The organism is Staphylococcus sp. HMSC65H10 (assembly GCF_001839185.1).
In the GTDB taxonomy this organism is placed as follows: domain Bacteria; phylum Bacillota; class Bacilli; order Staphylococcales; family Staphylococcaceae; genus Staphylococcus; species Staphylococcus simulans.
The window spans coordinates 88,859-109,507 of the sequence record NZ_KV840325.1 but is presented as its reverse complement, the minus strand read 5'-3'; the positions used below and the strand labels follow the sequence as shown (position 1 = coordinate 109,507).

Sequence of the window (20,649 nt, the reverse complement as noted above, 5' to 3'; positions counted from 1 at the left end):
ATTAGAAGTCAGAACATTTATGTCCCGACCCCTTCGTTTATATTTGTGAGAAGTTATTAAGGAATTTTCTATTATGTTTAATGGATGAATAGAATGGTTGTTATTTGTTCAGGTATTTTTCAATGTAAAATGCAGATTCTTCGATAGATTTATATTCCGTGTTAATGACAATGGCATTAAATTTATCAAAGACTTCTTCCGCATAACTTAATTCTTTTTTAATACGATGTAAACTGTTGTAGTTGGCTGAACCTTTCATACCCAGTACACGGATGCGTTCTGTACGGATATTCATAATATAATCGGGACTTGCGGTTAAGCCGAATACTAACATTTTCTTGTTGAAGACTTCTTCAGGAATCGGTGCTTCAGGTACTAATGGAATATTGGCGATTTTATAACCTTTGTTCGCAAGATACATACTAAGAGGTGTTTTAGATGTTCGGGACACACCTAGAATCACCGCATCTGCTTCTTCAATACCGGTAAAAACTTTGCCGTCATCATATTTGACTGAGAATTCCATTGCCTCAATACGTTCAAAATAGTGCTGATCCATTTTGCGTAAGGCACCGCTTTCACGTAAGGCTTTTTTATGTGTTTTGTTTTCAATTAAATTAAGCAAATCTGTCATATAATCTACATAAAGGATACCTTGCTCTTCAGCATAAGCTTGACCGATTTGATTAAATTTTGGATTCACGAGCGTTGTGATGACAATCGCATCACGCTGCTTTGCTAATTTTAAAATCGTTAGAAATTCTTCTTCATTTTTAATGAAGGGGAATTTCTTAATTTCTACGTCATCTTCTATATCAGGAAACTGCGTTAATGTCGCATGAATCATACGCTGCGCAGTTTCTCCGATAGAATCTGACACTATATATAATGCTAAATGTTCGTTATTGTTTTGCACCGATTGCTCTCTCACTTTCTGCTTGGCTTTGAGCAGCAGCCAACATTGCGCCAGGAACTCTGAATGGTGAGCATGAGACATAATCAATCGCTAAGTTATTGAAGTAATGAATTGATTTCGGATCACCGCCGAGTTCACCACAAACCCCAATTTTGATGTTTGGATTTGCAGCTTTAGCTTGCTCTACTGCTGTTTTAATCAACTGACCTACACCGTCAACATCCAATGTTTGGAATGGGTCGACTTCAAGTAAGCCTCTGTTGATATATTCACTGATAAATTTACCTGCATCATCACGAGAGAATCCAAATGTTAATTGTGTTAAGTCATTCGTACCGAAACTGAAGAACTCTGATTCTTTCGCAAGTTGCCCTGCAATCAAGCAAGCTCTTGGTGTTTCAATCATTGTTCCGATTAAGTAATCGATCGACGTATTGTCTTTTGCTAACATGCTTTCAGCTGTCGCTTGGATTGTGTCTTTTAATGTTTTGAATTCTTCTACTGTAGATACAAGCGGTATCATAATTTCAGGTTGACTTTCGATACCCTCATTTTTTAATTTTAACACACTGCCGATAATCGCTTCAGTCTGCATTTCAGCAAGTTCTGGATAAGTTACTGCTAAACGGCAACCACGGTGACCAAGCATTGGGTTAGTTTCATGCAAATCAACAATACGTTTACGCAGCACGTCTTTATCAACATTTAATTGTTGTGAAACTAATTGAATTTCATCATTTGTTTTCGGTAAGAATTCATGTAATGGCGGATCCAGTAAACGTACAATTGTCGGACGGCCATTAGATAATCTGAAAATCTGTTCGAAGTCTTCAATTTGATATTTACGGATTTCATTTAATGCTTCTATTCGTTCCTCTTGTGAAGAAGCTAAGATGAAACGACGCATTTGAACTAAACGTTCTGCACCGAAGAACATATGCTCAGTTCTGACTAAGCCGATACCTGCTGCATCAAATTGGTAACCTGATGCGATGTCTTGTGGTGTTTCAGCGTTCATGCGTACATTTAAACGTGCAGTTTCTTGTGTCCATTGCATGAAGCGATCAAAGTCTTCACTGTGATCAGCATCTGTTTTTTCAATATCGCCTAAATAAATGTTACCTGTTGAACCATCAACTGAAATGATGTCACCTTCATTTAAAGTTTGACCATGATATGTTACAACTTTATTTTCAGTATCGATATTTAAGTTTGAACAGCCTGTTACACAACATTTACCCATACCGCGAGCAACAACTGCCGCATGAGATGTCATACCGCCATGCGTTGTCACAATCGCTTCACTTGCGACCATACCTTCAATATCTTCAGGTGATGTTTCAGGTCGCATTAAAATTACTTTTTCACCTTGATCCGCTTGTACTTTCGCATCTTCTGCTGAGAAGACTACTTTACCTGTTGATGCACCCGGACTTGCGGGAAGACCTGCATCAGAAATTGCTTCTGCCGCTTCAATCGCTTCTGGTTTGAACGTCGGATGCAATAATGTATCAATTGATTTTACATCTACCTTTGTTAGCGCCTCTTCTTTAGTGATAACCCCTTCATCTACTAAATCAACCGCAATTTTCATTGCTGCTTTGGCTGTACGTTTCCCATTTCTTGTTTGTAAAATATAAAGTTTACCGTTTTCAATTGTGAATTCGATATCTTGCATATCTTTATAATGTGCTTCTAATTTCTCAGTCACATCTACGAACTCTTGATAAACCTCAGGCATTTGTTGTGCCAGTGTTTCAATTTCTTTTGGTGTACGAATACCTGCCACAACGTCTTCACCTTGTGCATTTAATAAGTACTCACCAAAGACATGGTTATCACCTGTCACAGGGTTTCTTGTAAATGCAACACCTGTACCACTGCGGTCTCCACTATTACCGAAGACCATTTCTTGGATGTTGACACCTGTACCGATATCGTGCGGGATATCATTTAAATCACGGTATACACGCGCACGGTCGTTATCCCAAGATTTAAATACTGCTTCAACTGCTTCAGTCAATTGTGTAAATGGATCTTGCGGGAATGGTTTATAAACTTCTTCTTCATAAATTTCTTTGAAACGTGCACTGATGACTTTTAAACCTTCTGCTGGAATTTCAGCATCAGTTTCATAACCATTATCTTCTTTATATTTGTCGAAGAAGCGATCAAATGCTGTCATGTTGATACCGTATACAACTTGTCCAAACATTTGAAGCAAGCGACGATAACAATCATACGCAAAGCGTGCATCATTTGTTTTTTCAGCTAACTTCTCAACATTTTCATCATTTAAACCTAAGTTTAAAATCGTGTCCATCATACCCGGCATTGAAATTTTCGCACCACTACGGACAGAAACTAACAACAAGTTGTCGTCAGATGAAAAAGATTTCCCAGTACGTTCTGAGAAAGCTTTGAGTTGTGTATGTAATTCCTCTTTTAACTCGTCAGATAATGTTGCGCCTTGTTTCAAATATTCAATACATGCTTCTGTAGTTATCGTAAAGCCATCTGGTACTGGTAAACCTAAGCGCATCATTTCAGCTAAGTTTGCACCTTTACCGCCAAGCAAATCCTTCATGGATTGACTACCTTCTTCAAATGCATAAATATATTTTGTCATTTGTAGATCACCTCATCTATTTTTATCAATGTGTCATACTAATTAGTTTATAGTATGTCATACTGAAAACGCTTTGACAATTAAAAACATACAATTGTTTCAATTAATTTGTTAAATATTTCACTAATTCGTTACATTTTAGTTAAAAGCAATGTTATTTACCCTTTTAATTAAATGAATTAAGCTAAAGATAAGAAGATTAAAGGAGCATCCATAATGAAAGGTTATGAATTATGTGTCAGTAAGGTACCCTTATTCCAAAATTTAGATACAGAAGCATTAGAACATGTCTTTTCAAAAGTTCATGCGACAAAAGTGCGTAAAGGTGATTACCTCTTTATGGCTGGAGATGATGTGCATACTTTATTTGTGATTCATTCCGGCAAAGTACGCATCTATAGACTGACGGATGAAGGGGATGAACAATTAATCCGTATTTTAGAACATAGTGATTTTACTGGTGAGTTGACTTTATTTAATGCATCAGATAGTGCTAATACGTATGCAGAAGCGTTAGAGGACAGTGATGTTTGTACGATTAACCAATCCTCTATTCATCAATTAATGACAGATTATCCTGAAATCGGAATTAAAATGATTGAAGGTTTGGCAGAACGATTGAATCAATCTGAAACGATGACGACACAAATCGCATTGATGAGCAGTAAAGAGCGTTTACTGGAATACATCCAACTAGAGACAACAGACGGTTTATTAAAGCTTTCAATGACTAAAAAGAATTTAGCGACTTATTTAAGCATGCAGCCAGAAACATTGAATCGTACCTTCAAACAACTGGAACAAGAAGGTGTTTTAGACAAAATCAATCACAATACCTATAAAGTACTGAAAAATTGATCTAGGTCAATTTTATTTCTCTCCTTCTCTCGTATCATTAAAAGTGAAAGCAGACATCACTTCATATGAGAGGAGGAGTTTTTGATGTTTACAAAATGGATTTATCGTTATGAACAAACATTGACATTAGTCGCATTCATTGCCATTGTAGCTGGCATCTTGATACGTATCTTTCTAAAAGATATTGCTGTAATTGGAGATGCTTTGCTTATCTTTGCGACTGCTATTGCGATGTTGCCTATCGGATTACGTGCGATACAGGCACTACGATTTAAAATGTTCAGCATTGAACTGCTGATTAGTATCGCAGTCATCGGTGCACTCTTTATTGGTGAATTTATCGAGGCAGCTGTTGTAACGTTTCTATTCTTATTTGGAAGTTATTTAGAGAAAAAGACATTAGAACGGACACGTCGCTCCATTCAATCTTTAACGGAATTATCACCTGAAGAAGCCTTAATTAAACAAGCAGATGGATCACGTACTTTAGTATCAATCGAAGAAGTTTCAAGAGGTGATCGCATTATATTAACAGCAGGCAGCCGTGTACCTGTTGATGGTCACATCATTGAAGGTGAAGGTACATTTAACGAAGCTTCTATTACAGGTGAATCGGTTCCACTGACAAAGCGTCAACAAGATACGTTATACAGCAGTACGATATTAGAATCTGGCTTTGTTGAAATGATTGCAGATAAAATCGGAGAAGATACTGCGTTTGCGAAGATTATTGATTTGATTGAAGAAGCTCAAGAAACTAAATCTAACACCGAACGTTTCTTAGACCGCTTCGCTAAATGGTATACACCCGCTGTCATTGTATTAGCCGCTATTGTTGGGCTTATCACTTGGAACTTGCATCTCGCAATTACTTTCCTCGTTATCGCATGCCCAGGTGCATTAATTATCGGTGCTCCTGTTTCAAGTGTTGAGGGTATAGGTAATGGCGCAAAACATGGTGCTTTGATCAAAGGCAGTGACATTATGGAGACCTTAGCACATATTGATGTGATGGTCTTTGATAAAACAGGTACATTGACTAAAGGACAACCAGAACTCTTACGTGTACAAACTTATAATAATCCACCTCATGATTTATTAGGTTTAATCGGTACTTTAGAACAAACCTCTGAACATCACTTAGCCCATGCGATAACAAGTTACGCTGAACAACATCATGTGTTGACGGATTATGTTGTAGAATCAACAACGCCGATTAAAGGAAAAGGCATTGCAGGTCAAGTTGATCATCAACAATTAATCGTCGGTAACCGTGCTTTGATGCAGGATCACCATATTGATATTTCACAAGCTGAACAAGATGCCTTATACGAAGAACAAACCGGTCATACTTTAGTCTTTGCGGCAATTAACGGAAAACTAGCAGCTGTTTTATCGATTAAAGATGAAGTACGTGAAGATGCGAAACAAGCCATTGACCTAATGAAACAACATGGTGTGAAACGTACCATTATGTTAACGGGTGATAATGCACATACTGCACGTGTGATAGCAGAACAGTTAGATATAGATGAGGTTGAAGCAGGCTTATTACCGGAAGATAAAACAGCTTACGTTAAACAACTACAAAATCAAGGTTATCATGTTGCGATGGCTGGTGATGGTATTAACGATGCCCCTGCGATTGCGACTGCAGATATCGGCTTAGCTATGGGAGATGGCGGTACAGATATTTCAATGGAAACCGCAGATATCGTATTAATGGCGGATCGTTTAAAACAATATGCTCATGCATTCTTATTAGCTAAAGCCACACACCGTAATATTAAACAAAATATCTGGATTGCGATGCTGACAGTATTCGCACTGCTCATCGGTGTACTCCTCGGCGGTGTGAACCTAGCGATTGGAATGTTTATCCATGAAGCAAGTGTCTTAGTTGTAATATTCAACGCTATGCGTTTAATCAAATTTAAAATTAAAGGAGAAGATTTAAATGAAACAACTCAAACTACAATTAGAAACCCTGACATGCCCTACTTGTATCAAGAAAATTGAAGGTGCTTTAAATAAAACAGAAGGTGTTGAATCAGCAAAAGTCTTATTCAACAGCAGTAAAGTCAAAGTTAAATATGAGGACACAATCATCTCTTCTGAACAAATCAGCGAAACAATAGAACAATTAGGGTATAGTGTCTTACAAGTAGCTTAGTCTTTCATACAGAATATTAAAGTAAAATAAGTCAATTATCTATTTAAATTCACGTGTGATATACTAGCACTTCATTCAATATTTGATGAAAGGTGATTAACCATGCTGAAAAATCAATTTCCAATCGGTAAGTTCCAAAAACCAGATCGTTATAGTGTAGAAGATTTAAACACGTGGATTGATGCGATTGAAGAATTGCCAGATATACTCACAACACTCACAACGAACGCATCTGCAGAAGAACGTCATGCGACCTATCGTGAAGGCAGTTTCGATGTTCAAACTTTAATTCACCATATTGCTGATAGCCACATGCACGGTTTTATTCGTACGAAACAAACATTGACTGAAGACCATCCATTTGTCACATCATTCCTACAAGATGCTTGGGCTGAAGCTCCAGACAATCAAGCACCCTTAGAATACTCACTAGAACTGATTGACGGCATGCATAAACGTTGGGCCATCTTATTACGTGACCTGCCTATCGAAGCATTTGACCGTACGTTCTACCATCCTGAAGAAGGTGAAGGTAGACTTGCAGATCTTGTAGCTAAAATGGCTTGGCATGGTAACCATCATCTAGAACATATTAAATTGGCACTAAAGGAAATTGAGGAAAGTTAATGAATTTTCAAGGACTCACAACACTATGTTGTGGGTCTTTTTTTGTTCAAATTTAAATTTAAATGTACTAATAATGGCAACTTTCCTACATCTTTTAAAAAGTATTGACGCTTCAAGTAAGCGGTTTTATACTTTAAGTGAACAAAAGGAAACATAAAGAAACACAAACCAACAAAGAAGGTGCATCTAAATGACTAAACTATTTTTTGAGGACACTGTTTTCGTAAGTGATGCAGACTCAAAAGAAGAAATTTTCAAAGAGGTATCAGAAGCTCTTGTTAAACAAGGAGATGTAAAAGATAGTTTCTTTGAACATGTAATCGAAAGAGAACATAACTACCCTACTGGCATGGATTTATCATTGTTAAATGGTAAGTATGCCAATATTGCAATTCCACATACTGAATCAGAATACGTAAATACTACAAAAATCGTACCTGTAAAATTGAACCATCCTGTTCATTTCAAAAACATGATTTCACCACACAATGATCTGGAAGTATCTTTTTTATTCATTATCTTAAATAGCGATAAAGCTAAACAAACACAGTTACTTGCTAGAATCATGGATTTTATCAATTCTCAAAAAGAAGAAGATATGCTTAAATTCTTCAACTTTAATAACTCAACAGACATCTATAACTACTTAGATAAAAACTTTAAATAATTAGGAGTGAAGACATCATGATTAAAATTTTAGCAGCATGTGGCGCAGGTGTTAACTCAAGCCACCAAATTAAAGCAGCACTAGAAGAAGAATTAACAAAAAGAGGTTATCAAGTTAGCTGTGATGCAGTAATGATTAAAGATGTTAACGAAGACTTATTAAGTGGATATGACATCTTTGCTCAAATTGCTAACACTGATTTCAGCTTCCCTATTACAATTCCGGTTGTTGACGCAGGTGCTATTCTTTATCGTGTGCCAGCTATGGCAGAACCTGTTTATCAAGCAATGGAAGATGCGATTAAATCTATTCAAAAATAAGAATTCATAATTTTAACCACTTAGAACAATCACCAAGGAGAGGATAAAATGAACTCGCTTATTGATTTAGCCAACACCATATTCAAACCTTTAATTGATTTAGGAGCTGCTCCATTAATGACTGTGATTCTTGCAATTATCACCTTCATTTTCACTAAAAAACTTTCTAAATCTCTTGAAGGCGGTTTGAAATTAGGTATCGCTTTAACAGGTATCGGTGCAATCATCGGGATCTTAACAACAGCATTCTCACAAGCCATGACAGATTTCGTTGAACGTACTGGATTATCTCTTAGTATTACTGACGTAGGTTGGGCACCATTAGCAACTATTACTTGGGGCTCCCCTTACACATTATATTTCTTAGCAGTAATGGTTATCGTGAATATCATTTTATTATTCATTAACCGTACTAACACTTTAGATGTTGATATTTTTAACATCTGGCACTTATCTATTGTAGGATTATTTGCGATTTACTGCGGAGCAAATTTATTTGTCGCAACACTATTAGTTATCTTTATCGGCGTTATGAAAATCATTAACTCTGATTTAATGAAACCGACATTTAATGACTTATTAAATGTACCATCATCAAACCCTATGACATCTACTCATATGAACTATATGATGAACCCATTCTTGTTAATCATGGATAAAATCTTTGATAAAGTTTTCCCTTGGTTAGATAAATATGATTTTGATGCTGCAAAATTAAACAACAAAATTGGTTTCTGGGGTTCTAAATTTGCCATTGGTTTATATTTAGGTGTATTTGTTGGTTTACTTGCAGGACAATCACCTACTCAAATCTTTGCCTTAGCATTTACTGCTGCTGTTGCATTAGAGTTATTCTCTTTAATCGGATCTTGGTTCATCGCATCTGTAGAACCTTTATCTCAAGGTATTTCAAACTTTGCTAACAGTAAATTAAAAGGACGCCAATTAAACATCGGTTTAGACTGGCCATTCATTGCTGGTCGTGCAGAAATCTGGGCAGCAGCTAACGTATTAGCTCCTATCATGTTATTAGAAGCTATGATTTTACCTGGTAATAAACTTTTACCACTTGGTGGTATTATCGCAATGGGTGTTACCCCTGCTTTACTTGTTATTACTCGAGGTAAATTATTACGTATGATTATTATTGGCGCAATCGAATTACCATTATTCTTATGGGCAGGTACATTAATAGCTGAATTCGTAACTGAAACTGCTAAAAAAGCAGGAGCTTTCCCTAAAGGGTTAAGCAGTGATACATTGATTTCACATACTACTATGGAAGGTCCACTAGAAAAATTCTTAAGTTATTTAGTAGGTCATGCAGTACATGGTGGCGGTATGTTTATTGTTTACGCTATCGTTGCACTTGCAATCTACTTACTTGCTTTCATCTGGTATGCATTTGAAATGAAAAAACGTAATAAAATTTACGAAGAACAAGGTAAATAAAATAATAATCAAAATAAACGTCGGTGTCTTACATCGACGTTTATTTATGACAAATATTTTAAAATTGTGAGATGTATTGTGGTATAAAACACATAATACATTGACATCTATCTATTCATTTACCTATACTTTAATTGACCAGATAAATATTAAAATACTTACTAACGAAGAAGGAGCAACTTATGACTCAATTATTTTCAAAAGATAGCGTATTTGTCTCAAATGCGGATAGTAAAGAAGCGGTACTAACAGAAGTATCAGAAGCATTAGTAAAAGCAGGTTATGTAAAAGACAATTTCTTAGAACATGTTTTAGATCGTGAAAAAAATTACCCAACAGCCCTAAGCTTATCAAATATCAGTGAAACATATCCTAATGTGGCAGTACCTCATACTGAACCTGAATTTGTAAACACAACTAAAATTGTACCTGTTAAATTAACTAACCCTATCGTATTCCAAAATATGAGTTCACCTCATAAAGATTTACCAGTAGAATTCTTATTTGTGATTTTAAACGGTACAAAAGCAACTCAAGTACATTTATTATCAGACCTTATCGTGTTCTTTGAAAAACAAGATAAAGCTGAATTAGAAAAATTCTTTAAATTGACTGATACAGATGCGATTTATGAGTATCTTCAAGCAAACTTTAAAAAATAATTTTTTCTACTAACGACATTCGTATATTGCTTTAATCCTCAAATCAAATTGGTTTGAGGATTTTTTACGTTTAAAGGACCAAAATTAAATAAAATTGGGTATTATTATTTAAATGCTTTTACAATTTAATATTAAGGAGAACGCCATGCAGAGAAATAAATTACGTTTATTGATTCCTATTGTCACTTTATTATTAATTTTGGTTTCAGCCTTATATGTACAAACTACACAAAACGGTTTGATTCAAACGAGCGCAGATACCAAGGACAAAACTCATTTTATGAATATTTGGTTGATCTATTTAATTCCACTTGTTGTGCTATTTGTTTTACCTTTACACTTTAAGTTTCAACCCCTTATTCAGAAACTTTTGAAGTCAGAACGTATTTTACTCATATTAGGTGTTTTATATATCATATTTGTGTTTCTTACACCTAAACCCTACTTTGAGCTCTTTTATATTTATAAATTTGTATTATTGTTGTTGATTCCTTTATGGATTATTAAGCGAGAAAAACTGTCCATACTCTCTAAAGCTAATCCAGTGATTGATTGGTCTCTTGCGTCTATTGTCTATGTAATTTGGTTAGTGCTCTATTTTAGTCCTTTGAACAACTTATCCAATATCTCTTATGATGAACCTTATCTTTTCGTACTGATATTTGCGATTATTTCAATATTAGTGAATGCTGTATTAGAAGAAGCATTTTACCGTGTGTGGCTACAAACACGTTTAGAACATTTGGGTATAGTGTCTTCTGTATGTATCAGCACAGTACTTTGGTCTTTATGGCATGCGGGCATACAAGGACAAGGAAATCTTTTGGATTTGTCAGCACAAGCATTGGTCACACATGCGCTTGCGGGGATATTCCTTGGCTTTTTCTGGGCCAAATATCGAAATATCTACTTACTGATATTAATTCATATCTGTATGAATTTCCCGTTATACTTGATTACTTATTGGTCAAAATTCTTACCGTTTCTTTAGAACGACCGTGACAAATGAACAACCCACGAATCAATATTGGACTCGTGGGTTGTTCATTTTATTATTAATTAACGTTTATTGTTTAGTCGCATCTCGTTTGAACTTTTGTGGTAACTCAAAGAATGGTTGAATATCTTGTACATATTCTAAAATACCAATATATTCATCTTTTTCATCAAATAAAGCTTTGTATGTGACGTGAATGAATTGGTTACCTTTTTTAAACCACATGGATTCAGACTCTTTTTGTTTTGTTTTCAAATCACGAATAATCTGCATCACTTTGCTTAAACTTTTTGGTGGATGACAATTAGCCACATTTCTCCCAATAGAGATAGGTGTACGGATAAACATCATGTCAGACGCTTCAACTAAATCATTGAAATACTTAAAAGTGCCATTTTTATCTACAAACGTAATTTCTACTGGCAAGTTATTTAAAATAAGGTCCGCTTCTTTTGTCGTTAAGAAACCTCCACCAAAGCGCAAATTCTGTTGCCCTTGTTTTGCATCATATTTTGCGTCAATAGAAGTTAATTCTATTTCAGAATCGTGCCATATCTCAGGAACTTCTATCGCATAGCCAAAAGCACTGCTTTCTTGCGCAATTTGTTGCCACTCAACTGCACTGATGTCTTCCTGCATTAGTGGGATGAATAGTACCTCTTCTTGGCGTAACATGTCCGTTAAACTGCTTTCTAATTCAGTATAAGCATTTTGAATATGTCGCCAATCTACTTCTTCAAGTTTAGCTACACGTTTTTGTAGTTTATTCAACGCAAAACGAATCACATCATCATCTGCCCACATTTTTCTCGGTAAGATATACTCTCCTCTTCGTTCTATGACAGGAAAGATAATCTTTTCTTTACGATTAAAATGTGGAATTAAACCTGAAAGTGTTTGAACTTTCCCTTTAAATAATTCAACCGCTTCTGTTTCATTCACCTTTACTTGATTTAACAAAGCGCTCGTTTCTTGAAGCAATGACTTAAATATATTAATTTCTTGTTGGAAGATATTCAGTGGATGCGTTTTATCATTTGAAAGTGTGATTTCTGTCAGTGATTGTTTTGTCACCTTTTCATATGTTGAGACAAAACGTTCTATTTCATACATAGACGTAAATTTTTCAATAAAGTAAAGCTGTCTAAGTGCTTCTGTTATTTTACTGCTTGATTCGTTTTGAGAGAGTTCTATTAACATGTCAGTAATATCTTCTTGATGTATATGTTGATCAATGAGTCCTTTAACTTCTTCTTTAACCTCATTTGAAACTGAACTAATATTAAACATCACAAACACCTGCAATTCTTATATTTCATCTCTTCTAGTATAACTGTTTAATATCAGTGACGATATTAGCATATTCACTGAATTTAATGTTTTAAATCACTGAATGTGCGTTAACGCTTGTGTGTTCGTCTCATACAAATAGATAGAAGGCATTTTCATTTGTAGGAACTCTTCATAATTAAATTCCCCATTTGTTAAGTGGTTAAATAACAGTGACATTGCGGTACCGTGACCGCATATTAATAATGTTTGTACCTCATTATTTTCTATAATGCGGTGATAGGCTTGAACGATACGACCTTGAACTTCATTTAATGACTCACCATTCTCTAACTTATAGTCAAAATCTCGCCACTGCTTTTCCGCAAATTCATAAAAGTCTTCTACCCAGCGTCCTATTTTTCTTTCACGCAAACCTTCGTCTTTATTAATCAGCAGCTTCAATCTTTTTGCTGTGGGTAATACAGTTTCTATGACACGACGATAAGGACTGGCGTATATTTGTTCAATGTTTTTATCGTCAAAAAAAGATGCCAATGCTTCTGCTTTATTCAGCCCTTCTTTAGTTAAAGGTGCAATGACATCTTCTTTCACACTATTATCTCTTAATGAATGTCTGACAAAGTATATTTTCATTCTTTTTTATTCTCGTCCTCCTCATCCTCTTCTTCATAAATTGTTAAACTCAAATCAATATAATCTTCCATTTTACTACCTTTACCTTCTTGAGGATTCCACAGTACTCTTTGGTAATCTGTTCCTCCATCCAAAAAGATACAACCACATTTACAATTGACCATTTCATGTCTATGTGTAGATTCAATAATATCTCCGCACATTTTACATTTCGCAATACTTCTGATGATTTTTTTCATGATGTCCCCTTCTTTCAAGTATCGAGTTTTATTTAATCATTTAAGTTTTCAAGTTGTTCTAATCTTTTTTGATACTGAAGATATAACATGGTAAATCTACTGTTGCTTTTGTTATCCCAAGGTTTTGGGCGACCACAAAAATGTAAGAACACAGTATGATAGGCAACCCAATGTGTATCGTACTCACCTACACTTTTTGTATAATACATATTTGCTTGTCTTGTGTCATAATTCCAAATTTCTTCCGGTATTTCTTTAATCTTATCACCATACAAACTATTCATAACGTCTTGATCAGGTAATAATAAGTATTGATTATTTTTCTCTATAAAATTAAAAATATCATCCATGCTTATTTCTTGTCTTGCTTTTTCTACATCAATCAACATAACTCCTGAATTGAAATATACTTGGCCTTGTTTCGTACCTAAACGTAGATTATTCATGCCTTGTGAAAATTTTGTAAATCCTTCATGTGTTGCTGCCGCAAATATATTCCTTTCTAAATTCAGATTCCATAAATCGTCTATTGTATTAATCACTAAAATATCTGGATCTAAATAAAGTACTTTTGTCACTGATTCAGGCAGTAATTCACCACACGCTAATCTAAAGTACATTTCTTGAGGATAACGTTCAACTGTTTTCGCATTGCCAAAATAATTGGGCGGTACTTTAACTTCTTCTAATTCCATATTAAATGATGACAATAATTCTTCTAACTGCATTAGTTTACTTTGTGGTATCTTCTCATGAACCAACCAAACTTTAAATGATAAATGGGGATTCGTATCATGTAATGATAACAACATAACCTTTAATGGTTTCAAATAGTTTTCATTTAACGTTACTAAAATATCTACTTTTTCATGCAATGTTACCGCCTCCTTCTTTTAAAACAATCATATCACACACAACTAATTAATTAGAATTGAAAACACCAACGAATTAATGATATGAAAGGATACTAGAAATGAAAAAATTTCTAAAAGGTCGATATGTAAATAACTTTTACGGGCATAAAAAAACACTCCCCAAACTTGGGAAGTGTTTGTATAATAGTAATCGTTTGTCCAACAATTAACGTTTTGAGAATTGTGGTGAACGACGTGCTTTTTTAAGACCTGGTTTTTTACGTTCTTTCATACGTGGGTCACGAGTAAGTAATCCAGCGCGTTTTAAAGAACTTCTGTATTCAGGATCTGCTTCTAATAATGCACGAGCGATACCGTGACGGATAGCTTGTGCTTGACCTGTGAAACCGCCACCGTTAACGTTAACTAAAACGTCGTAGTTACCTTGAGTTTCTGTAACTTCGAATGGTTGGTTTAAGTCTAAGATTAATGATTCGAATGGTAAATATTCACGTACGTCAACACCGTTTACAGTGATGTTACCTTCGCCTGGTACTAAACGTACACGTGCTACTGAGTGTTTACGACGGCCTGTGCCTCTATATTCAACTTGTGCCAATGTAATTTCCTCCTTCTAATTAACCACGTAACTCGTAGTTTTCTGGTTGTTGTGCAGCGTGTGGATGTTCAGCGCCACCATATACAAATAATTTTTTACCTTGTTTTTCACCTAAACGGTTGCTTGGTAACATACCTTTAATTGAAATTTCAAGTAAACGTGCTGGGTTTTTCTCTTTTAATTCACCAGCTGTGATTGATTTAATACCACCTGGGTAGTTTGAGTGACGGTAGTAAACTTTGTCAGATTCTTTTTTACCAGTCATTTCGATTTGTCCAGCGTTGATGATGATTACATAGTCACCGTTATCAACGTGTGGTGTGTAAGTTACTTTATGTTTTCCGCGTAAAATAGTTGCTACTTCTGATGATAAACGACCTAGTGTTTGGCCAGCCGCATCAATAACATACCATTTGCGCTCAATGTTTGATTCATTAGCCATAAATGTTTGACGCATAATAATTGTCCTCCTAATAATAACTGCGTGTTGAGTTGCTTTTTAAAAAATCAATGTTACGATTCAAAGCTCAGATAATTTCAGATTGTTGATTTCGTTTCGACTTTGCTTCTATATCTAGTAACACAATAAGTTTCCGGGGCTTATCGTGGGGTGATATAAAACAATACCGCATATAATCGTATAATTTATTAGTGTATTTGTCAATACGAATCAGTCATTTTGCAATGATTTTTTGCGATGAATTTTTATATCTGAACCAAAATCTTGTATCAGTGATTCTGGTGATAAATATATCTTTTCTAAATACAATCCTTCTGCGGGTGCAGTGAACGGTACTTGATTACGATCTTTCGCTTCTAATAAGCCTGGAACTTCATCTGGTGATCGCTTACCTTTACCGACTTCGATTAAAAACGCGACTAACACACGTACCATATTATATAGAAAACCAGAGCCAGTCACAACATAGTCAAAGCCATTTTTTGTTTTAATAATTTCACTTTGATAAAGCGTACGCTCTTTACTTTCTACTTCGGTCTTTTGTGAACAAAATCCTGTAAAATCATGCGTACCGATAAATTGTTGTGCCGCTTGATTCATTTTATCTAAATCTAAGTCATAATCATTATAAGTTTTTAAACCGCTCATAAAAACATCGCGATGCGCACCTTGATACACCATATAACGATATCGCTTTCCTACGCAGTCATAGCGGCAATGAAAGTCGTCATCGACGATTGATACCTCTTTGACATAAATGTCGTCAGGCAGTGCGCTATTCATCGCATATTGCCATTGCTTAGGTGCGATATCTAGTTCTGTATCAAAATGGAAATATTGTTCCATCGCATGCACCCCTCTATCTGTTCTGCTTGAAGGATGGATACGTACATGACGCTTATGCATACGCTTTAAAATCTTCTCAAATTGTTGTTGCACGGTTCTACCGTGCTGTTGAATCTGAAAGCCTAAGAAGTTGCTTCCTTGATACGCTATATTAACTAAAATACGCACACGTCTACACTCCTAAATATTTTAATACAAATAATATAACCGCAATTGGAATCAATGAACCGATAAGCAAAGTATCTTTCCAATGCCATTCTAATTTACGGAAACTTGTACGTTTTGATTTTACATCATATCCACGTACTTCCATCGCAATTGCTAAATCTTCTGCACGTTGAAAGGCAGAAATAAATAGTGGAATCAGTAGTGGAATAAATGCTTTGATTCTTTGTCCCATTGAACCTGAACTGATTTCAGATCCTCGTGATTTTTGCGCTAAAATAATTTTATCTAACTCTTCCATTAACGTTGGGATGAAACGTAGCGCAATGGACATCATCATGCTTAATTGTTGTACAGGGACTTTTACAACTTTAAGCGGCGATAAAATTTTATCAAAGGCATCTGTTAATGCGATCGGATTCGTTGTTAAAGTCATAATCGTTGAAGCCATCATAATGAACATCAACCGCATAGATATAAAGATCCCTTCTTTGATACCACCTGAATCAATCGAAATGAATTTCCAGCTGAACAACGTCGTTCCGCCTTTAGTTAAAAACAAATGCATTAAAAACGTAAAAATTAAAAAGAACAGTATTGGGGTTAAGCCTTTTAATAAATAAAACAGCTTGATTTTACCACAATACATAAATATCAATAACACTAACAACATCCACCCATACATCGGGAAGCTATGACAGAAAAAGACTAAGACAATATAGAAAAAGACAAATGCTAATTTAGCTCTAGGATCCATACGATGTACTATCGAATCCAGAGGTAAATAGCGACCAATGATAAATTTATTTTTCATTTCGCTGCCACTCCCTGTAGAGTTCAATAAACTCTTCGTCAGTTAATGCTGTATCAGATAGTTTGGTTTGATGTTTGTGTTCAAAGTCTCTTTGTAGTTGCACAATGTCTGGTAAATCCAATGAATAATCATTAATACGCTCGGAATCACTGAATAATGCTCTTGGTGTCCCCTCATATACAAGCGTTCCTTGTTGTAAGACTTTAATACGGTCTGCATATTGTGCAACGTCATTCATGTCATGAGTTACCAATACGATAGTTTTTCCTTCCTGCTGCAACTGTTTTAATAAATCCATCACTTGCTTTCGACTATGTGGATCTAAGCCTGCTGTCGGTTCATCTAACACAATTATGTCTGGATCCATCGCAAGAATTGAAACAATCGCAATTTTACGCATTTGTCCTCCTGACATTTGAAAGGGTGACTTGTTCATCACATCGCGGTCAAAACCTAATTTCATCAGTAAACGATATGCGTAGTCCTTTACCTTGTCTAAGTTCATATTGAAATTTTTGGGACCGAACAGAATCTCACGCTCTACACTATCTTCAAAGAGTTGTGATTCTGGAAATTGAAAGACAAGCCCTACATGCTGTCTCATAGGCCGAATTGCTTTATCCTTAGTCTTTGCCTTCAGAACTAAATCATCAAGCGCTACGGTGCCGTAAGAGGGCTTTAACAAGCCATTAAAATGTTGGATTAATGTAGATTTGCCTGAACCTGTCTGACCAATAATCGCGTAATAATGTCCTGGTTCAAACTCTGTATTGATTTGATGTAATGCTTCATATTCAAAAGGTGTGCCTTTTTGGTACACATATGTGACGTCGTTAAATTTTATACTCATAAACGTGCCACCAGTGCATCATATGTCAGAAACTCAGACGGGTTACCAAGCAATGAATTAATGCGCATTGGAAATGGTAAATCTAAACCTATTTCTGTTAATGATGCTCCTTTCTCAAAAATTGCTTCTGGTGTACCTTTTTCATACACCTCTCCACGATTCATCACAATCATATAATCTGAATCTAATGTTTCAGTTAAATCATGTGTAATCGAAATAATCGTTACATTTTTTTCAGTGTTCAAATGTCTGACCAGCTGCATCAGCGATTGTTTGCCTTCAGGATCTAACATAGATGTGGCTTCATCTAAGATAATCACATCTGGACTTAAAACTAATACACCTGCAATCGCAACACGTTGTTTTTGTCCGCCTGATAAGGCTTGTGGTTCATGATTGCGTTGTGCATACATTTCAACTTCTTTTAATACTTGCGGGACAGCTTGATGCATTTCTTCGTAAGGGACTTCGAAATTTTCTAAACCGAATGCGACATCATATTGAACTGTAGAGCCCACAAATTGGTTCTCAGGATTTTGAAAGACAATGCCTAGGTGTTGACGAATCTCTGCTAAATTATCAGTTGTCATTGCTTGACCGTTTACAAAAATTTCCCCTTTTTGAAACGGCATCATACCCATCATCAGTTTTGCGATGGTAGATTTACCTGAACCATTATGACCGACAATAGAGGTCCATTTACCTTTAGGGATATTAAATGATAGATTTTTTAATGTGAACCATTCGTCGCCTTGGTATTGAAATGACACGTCATTAAATTCAATAATGTTCTCTGTGTTCAATATGACTCTGTCCCTTCTGTTTATTTTCACTCTACTTATTGTACATGAATATACGATATGTGTATATCCAAGACTATGTATCAAAAGCCCCTGTACCTAAAGAGAGTAAAGGGGCTTCGAAATAAAAAAGCGCGCACCCCATTCAATAATTGAGTTCACGCTTTAAAAAATATTAAGTTCTGTGAATGGGGTACTCTGAGCTAGACAATATTTGTATGTGGCAAACATTATCGTTGCACTCATTTGCTTTATATATTCATAAGTTCAGTGTGTTTACTTGTACAATGATAAGCGCACAATGTCATCACCATCGTGTGCTTCTACTTATCATCGTTGCTTTGTTACAAGTTAAAGTTGGAATTAAACGAATTCGATAATTGCTGCTTCAGCACCGTCTCCGCGACGAGGACCTACTTTAAGTACACGAGTGTATCCGCCTTGGCGTTCTGTGTAACGAGGAGCAATTTCACCGAATAATTTTTGTAAAGCTGTTTGTGTAGTTTCATCTTCGTTTAAGATTTCAACATCACGAACGATTCTAGCTGCTTGACGACGTGAAGCTAAATCTCCTTTTTTACCTAAAGTGATTAATTTATCAACCACACCGCGTAATTCTTTAGCGCGAGCTTCAGTTGTTTCAATACGCTCATTAACGATTAATGAAGTAGCTAAGTCACGTAACATTGCTTTACGTTGATCAGATGTACGACCTAATTTTCTGTAACCCATGAGTTAACCTCCTTTACCTTTATCAATCTTCTTTTCTTAGACCTAAACCTAAGTCTTCAAGTTTGTATTTTACTTCTTCTAAAGATTTACGACCTAAATTACGTACTTTCATCATATCTGCTTCAGATTTGTCAGCCAATTCTTGAACGCTGTTGATGCCTGCACGTTTTAGACAGTTATAAGAACGTACTGATAAGTCTAATTCTTCGATAGACATTTCAAGTACTTTTTCTTTTTGATCTTCTTCTTTCTCAATCATGATTTCAGCGTTTTTCGCTTCATCAGTGAGTCCAACAAAGATGTTCAAGTGTTCAGTCATAATTTTTGCTGCTAATGAAACTGATTCTTGTGGAGTGATTGATCCATCAGTCCATACATCTAATGTTAATTTATCAAAGTCACTGCTTTGACCTACACGAGTATTTTCTACTGTATAGTTAACTCTTTCTACTGGTGAGTATAAAGAGTCTACTGGTATAACACCAATTGGTAAATCACTAGTATTATTTTGTTCAGCTAATGCGTAACCTCTACCCTTATTCGCAACAAGACGGATTTTTAAATGTCCACCTTTAGCAACTGTAGCAATTTTAAGCTCTGGGTTTAAAATTTCAACATCACTATCATGAGTAATGTCAGCTGCAGTTACTTCGCCTTCATCTTTAACATCGATTTCTAATGTTTTATCTTCTTCTGAATAAATTTTAAGAGCTAGTTTCTTAATATTCATAATGATTGTAGATACGTCTTCAACCACATTTTCAATTGCTGAGAATTCGTGTAGAACTCCCTCAATTTCGATGTACTTAACGGCTGCACCTGGTAATGAAGATAGTAGGATACGACGTAAGGAGTTTCCTAGCGTAGTGCCATAGCCACGTTCTAGTGGTTCAACAACAAACTTACCGAATTTAGCATCTTCACTAATTTCAATTGTCTCAATTCTAGGTTTTTCAATTTCTATCATTATTTACATATCCTCCTTGGTTACGTCGACTTATAAGATACAGTTTATCTTAGTGATCTGCGGAAAATAACTATTT

General features: G+C 35.5%; 23 protein-coding genes. 9 read left to right on the top strand and 14 right to left on the bottom strand.

The annotated features are described in order from the left end of the window. Positions 1-100 precede the first annotated feature (100 nt). Together HMPREF3270_RS04090 and ppdK are read right to left on the bottom strand one after the other, a co-directional pair. The gene (locus HMPREF3270_RS04090; RefSeq protein ID WP_002479528.1) at positions 101-916 is read right to left on the bottom strand and encodes a pyruvate, water dikinase regulatory protein; all 816 of its coding nucleotides are present in this window, start codon (positions 914-916) and stop codon (positions 101-103) included. Next, positions 903-3,545 carry a pyruvate, phosphate dikinase gene (gene ppdK / locus HMPREF3270_RS04085; protein WP_023014962.1) on the bottom strand — a complete coding sequence of 881 codons (2,643 nt, stop codon included), beginning with the start codon at positions 3,543-3,545 and terminating at the stop codon, positions 903-905. Before ppdK ends, HMPREF3270_RS04090 begins: the two co-directional genes overlap by 14 nt. Positions 3,546-3,761: 216 nt before the next feature. Between ppdK and HMPREF3270_RS04080 the strand changes: the two genes are divergently transcribed. The 9 genes from HMPREF3270_RS04080 to HMPREF3270_RS04040 all read left to right on the top strand — a co-directional run bounded on the left by HMPREF3270_RS04080 (position 3,762) and on the right by HMPREF3270_RS04040 (position 11,295). Further along, the gene (locus HMPREF3270_RS04080; protein WP_057509870.1) at positions 3,762-4,403 is read left to right on the top strand and encodes a Crp/Fnr family transcriptional regulator; all 642 of its coding nucleotides are present in this window, start codon (positions 3,762-3,764) and stop codon (positions 4,401-4,403) included. 84 nt (positions 4,404-4,487) lie between these two features. Further along, complete coding sequence (locus HMPREF3270_RS04075; protein ID WP_070848019.1) at positions 4,488-6,422, top strand: heavy metal translocating P-type ATPase; 1,935 nt, start codon at positions 4,488-4,490, stop codon at positions 6,420-6,422. Then, on the top strand, positions 6,361-6,576 hold the full coding sequence (locus HMPREF3270_RS04070) for a heavy-metal-associated domain-containing protein (RefSeq protein ID WP_057509872.1): 216 nt from the start codon (positions 6,361-6,363) through the stop codon (positions 6,574-6,576). The genes HMPREF3270_RS04075 and HMPREF3270_RS04070 overlap by 62 nt, the downstream gene beginning before the upstream one ends. A 102-nt stretch (positions 6,577-6,678) precedes the next feature. Then, on the top strand, positions 6,679-7,203 hold the full coding sequence (locus tag HMPREF3270_RS04065; protein WP_060803675.1) for a YfiT family bacillithiol transferase: 525 nt from the start codon (positions 6,679-6,681) through the stop codon (positions 7,201-7,203). 190 nt (positions 7,204-7,393) lie between these two features. Then, entirely contained in the window at positions 7,394-7,870 is a 477-nt protein-coding gene (locus HMPREF3270_RS04060; RefSeq protein ID WP_070625722.1) for a PTS sugar transporter subunit IIA, read from the top strand. Between the two features lie 17 nt (positions 7,871-7,887). Further along, a complete protein-coding gene (locus HMPREF3270_RS04055) occupies positions 7,888-8,190 on the top strand; it encodes a PTS sugar transporter subunit IIB (protein ID WP_070625724.1) in 303 nt (100 codons plus the stop codon). A gap of 48 nt (positions 8,191-8,238) precedes the next feature. Next, on the top strand, positions 8,239-9,642 hold the full coding sequence (locus HMPREF3270_RS04050; protein ID WP_070848015.1) for a PTS galactitol transporter subunit IIC: 1,404 nt from the start codon (positions 8,239-8,241) through the stop codon (positions 9,640-9,642). A 182-nt stretch (positions 9,643-9,824) separates the two neighbouring features. Further along, complete coding sequence (locus tag HMPREF3270_RS04045) at positions 9,825-10,304, top strand: PTS sugar transporter subunit IIA (RefSeq protein ID WP_002479534.1); 480 nt, start codon at positions 9,825-9,827, stop codon at positions 10,302-10,304. A gap of 145 nt (positions 10,305-10,449) precedes the next feature. Further along, on the top strand, positions 10,450-11,295 hold the full coding sequence (locus HMPREF3270_RS04040; RefSeq protein ID WP_070848012.1) for a CPBP family intramembrane glutamic endopeptidase: 846 nt from the start codon (positions 10,450-10,452) through the stop codon (positions 11,293-11,295). Between the two features lie 75 nt (positions 11,296-11,370). Here the strand turns inward: HMPREF3270_RS04040 and HMPREF3270_RS04035 are convergent, their stop codons facing one another. The 12 genes from HMPREF3270_RS04035 to HMPREF3270_RS03980 all read right to left on the bottom strand — a co-directional run bounded on the left by HMPREF3270_RS04035 (position 11,371) and on the right by HMPREF3270_RS03980 (position 20,573). Continuing rightward, positions 11,371-12,591, bottom strand: a complete 1,221-nt coding sequence (locus tag HMPREF3270_RS04035; protein ID WP_070848009.1) for a PAS domain-containing protein — start codon at positions 12,589-12,591, stop codon at positions 11,371-11,373. Between the two features lie 96 nt (positions 12,592-12,687). Then, the gene (locus HMPREF3270_RS04030) at positions 12,688-13,227 is read right to left on the bottom strand and encodes a histidine phosphatase family protein (RefSeq protein WP_070848006.1); all 540 of its coding nucleotides are present in this window, start codon (positions 13,225-13,227) and stop codon (positions 12,688-12,690) included. Further along, on the bottom strand, positions 13,224-13,466 hold the full coding sequence (locus HMPREF3270_RS04025) for a DUF7695 domain-containing protein (RefSeq protein ID WP_023014969.1): 243 nt from the start codon (positions 13,464-13,466) through the stop codon (positions 13,224-13,226). Before HMPREF3270_RS04025 ends, HMPREF3270_RS04030 begins: the two co-directional genes overlap by 4 nt. Before the next feature lie 32 nt (positions 13,467-13,498). After that, on the bottom strand, positions 13,499-14,341 hold the full coding sequence (locus HMPREF3270_RS04020) for a glycosyltransferase family 8 protein (protein ID WP_060803672.1): 843 nt from the start codon (positions 14,339-14,341) through the stop codon (positions 13,499-13,501). A gap of 205 nt (positions 14,342-14,546) precedes the next feature. After that, entirely contained in the window at positions 14,547-14,939 is a 393-nt protein-coding gene (rpsI, locus tag HMPREF3270_RS04015; RefSeq protein WP_002479540.1) for a 30S ribosomal protein S9, read from the bottom strand. 19 nt (positions 14,940-14,958) lie between these two features. Next, complete coding sequence (gene rplM, locus HMPREF3270_RS04010) at positions 14,959-15,396, bottom strand: 50S ribosomal protein L13 (protein WP_002479541.1); 438 nt, start codon at positions 15,394-15,396, stop codon at positions 14,959-14,961. A 213-nt stretch (positions 15,397-15,609) separates the two neighbouring features. Further along, the gene (gene truA, locus HMPREF3270_RS04005; RefSeq protein WP_002479542.1) at positions 15,610-16,413 is read right to left on the bottom strand and encodes a tRNA pseudouridine(38-40) synthase TruA; all 804 of its coding nucleotides are present in this window, start codon (positions 16,411-16,413) and stop codon (positions 15,610-15,612) included. A 4-nt stretch (positions 16,414-16,417) separates the two neighbouring features. Next, positions 16,418-17,224 (bottom strand): energy-coupling factor transporter transmembrane component T family protein, encoded by an 807-nt coding sequence (locus HMPREF3270_RS04000; RefSeq protein WP_002479543.1) that lies wholly within the window; start codon positions 17,222-17,224, stop codon positions 16,418-16,420. Continuing rightward, positions 17,214-18,074 carry an energy-coupling factor transporter ATPase gene (locus HMPREF3270_RS03995; RefSeq protein ID WP_070848003.1) on the bottom strand — a complete coding sequence of 287 codons (861 nt, stop codon included), beginning with the start codon at positions 18,072-18,074 and terminating at the stop codon, positions 17,214-17,216. The genes HMPREF3270_RS04000 and HMPREF3270_RS03995 overlap by 11 nt, the downstream gene beginning before the upstream one ends. Next, entirely contained in the window at positions 18,071-18,880 is an 810-nt protein-coding gene (locus HMPREF3270_RS03990) for an energy-coupling factor transporter ATPase (protein ID WP_070848022.1), read from the bottom strand. Before HMPREF3270_RS03990 ends, HMPREF3270_RS03995 begins: the two co-directional genes overlap by 4 nt. A 357-nt stretch (positions 18,881-19,237) precedes the next feature. Next, a complete protein-coding gene (rplQ, locus tag HMPREF3270_RS03985) occupies positions 19,238-19,606 on the bottom strand; it encodes a 50S ribosomal protein L17 (protein ID WP_002479546.1) in 369 nt (122 codons plus the stop codon). 22 nt (positions 19,607-19,628) lie between these two features. Then, positions 19,629-20,573, bottom strand: a complete 945-nt coding sequence (locus HMPREF3270_RS03980; protein ID WP_002479547.1) for a DNA-directed RNA polymerase subunit alpha — start codon at positions 20,571-20,573, stop codon at positions 19,629-19,631. Positions 20,574-20,649 lie beyond the last annotated feature (76 nt).

Bases quoted from the DNA above. Each gene is read 5' to 3' on its own strand.
- ppdK (WP_023014962.1), bottom strand. From the start codon at position 3,545: ATGACAAAATATATTTATGCATTTGAAGAAGGTAGTCAATCCATGAAG.
- HMPREF3270_RS04080 (WP_057509870.1), top strand. From the start codon at position 3,762: ATGAAAGGTTATGAATTATGTGTCAGTAAGGTACCCTTATTCCAAAAT.
- HMPREF3270_RS04075 (WP_070848019.1), top strand. From the start codon at position 4,488: ATGTTTACAAAATGGATTTATCGTTATGAACAAACATTGACATTAGTC.
- HMPREF3270_RS04070 (WP_057509872.1), top strand. From the start codon at position 6,361: ATGAAACAACTCAAACTACAATTAGAAACCCTGACATGCCCTACTTGT.
- HMPREF3270_RS04065 (WP_060803675.1), top strand. From the start codon at position 6,679: ATGCTGAAAAATCAATTTCCAATCGGTAAGTTCCAAAAACCAGATCGT.
- HMPREF3270_RS04060 (WP_070625722.1), top strand. From the start codon at position 7,394: ATGACTAAACTATTTTTTGAGGACACTGTTTTCGTAAGTGATGCAGAC.
- HMPREF3270_RS04055 (WP_070625724.1), top strand. From the start codon at position 7,888: ATGATTAAAATTTTAGCAGCATGTGGCGCAGGTGTTAACTCAAGCCAC.
- HMPREF3270_RS04050 (WP_070848015.1), top strand. From the start codon at position 8,239: ATGAACTCGCTTATTGATTTAGCCAACACCATATTCAAACCTTTAATT.
- HMPREF3270_RS04045 (WP_002479534.1), top strand. From the start codon at position 9,825: ATGACTCAATTATTTTCAAAAGATAGCGTATTTGTCTCAAATGCGGAT.
- HMPREF3270_RS04040 (WP_070848012.1), top strand. From the start codon at position 10,450: ATGCAGAGAAATAAATTACGTTTATTGATTCCTATTGTCACTTTATTA.
- HMPREF3270_RS04035 (WP_070848009.1), bottom strand. From the start codon at position 12,591: ATGTTTAATATTAGTTCAGTTTCAAATGAGGTTAAAGAAGAAGTTAAA.
- HMPREF3270_RS04030 (WP_070848006.1), bottom strand. From the start codon at position 13,227: ATGAAAATATACTTTGTCAGACATTCATTAAGAGATAATAGTGTGAAA.
- HMPREF3270_RS04025 (WP_023014969.1), bottom strand. From the start codon at position 13,466: ATGAAAAAAATCATCAGAAGTATTGCGAAATGTAAAATGTGCGGAGAT.
- rplM (WP_002479541.1), bottom strand. From the start codon at position 15,396: ATGCGTCAAACATTTATGGCTAATGAATCAAACATTGAGCGCAAATGG.
- HMPREF3270_RS04000 (WP_002479543.1), bottom strand. From the start codon at position 17,224: ATGAAAAATAAATTTATCATTGGTCGCTATTTACCTCTGGATTCGATA.
- HMPREF3270_RS03995 (WP_070848003.1), bottom strand. From the start codon at position 18,074: ATGAGTATAAAATTTAACGACGTCACATATGTGTACCAAAAAGGCACA.
- rplQ (WP_002479546.1), bottom strand. From the start codon at position 19,606: ATGGGTTACAGAAAATTAGGTCGTACATCTGATCAACGTAAAGCAATG.
- HMPREF3270_RS03980 (WP_002479547.1), bottom strand. From the start codon at position 20,573: ATGATAGAAATTGAAAAACCTAGAATTGAGACAATTGAAATTAGTGAA.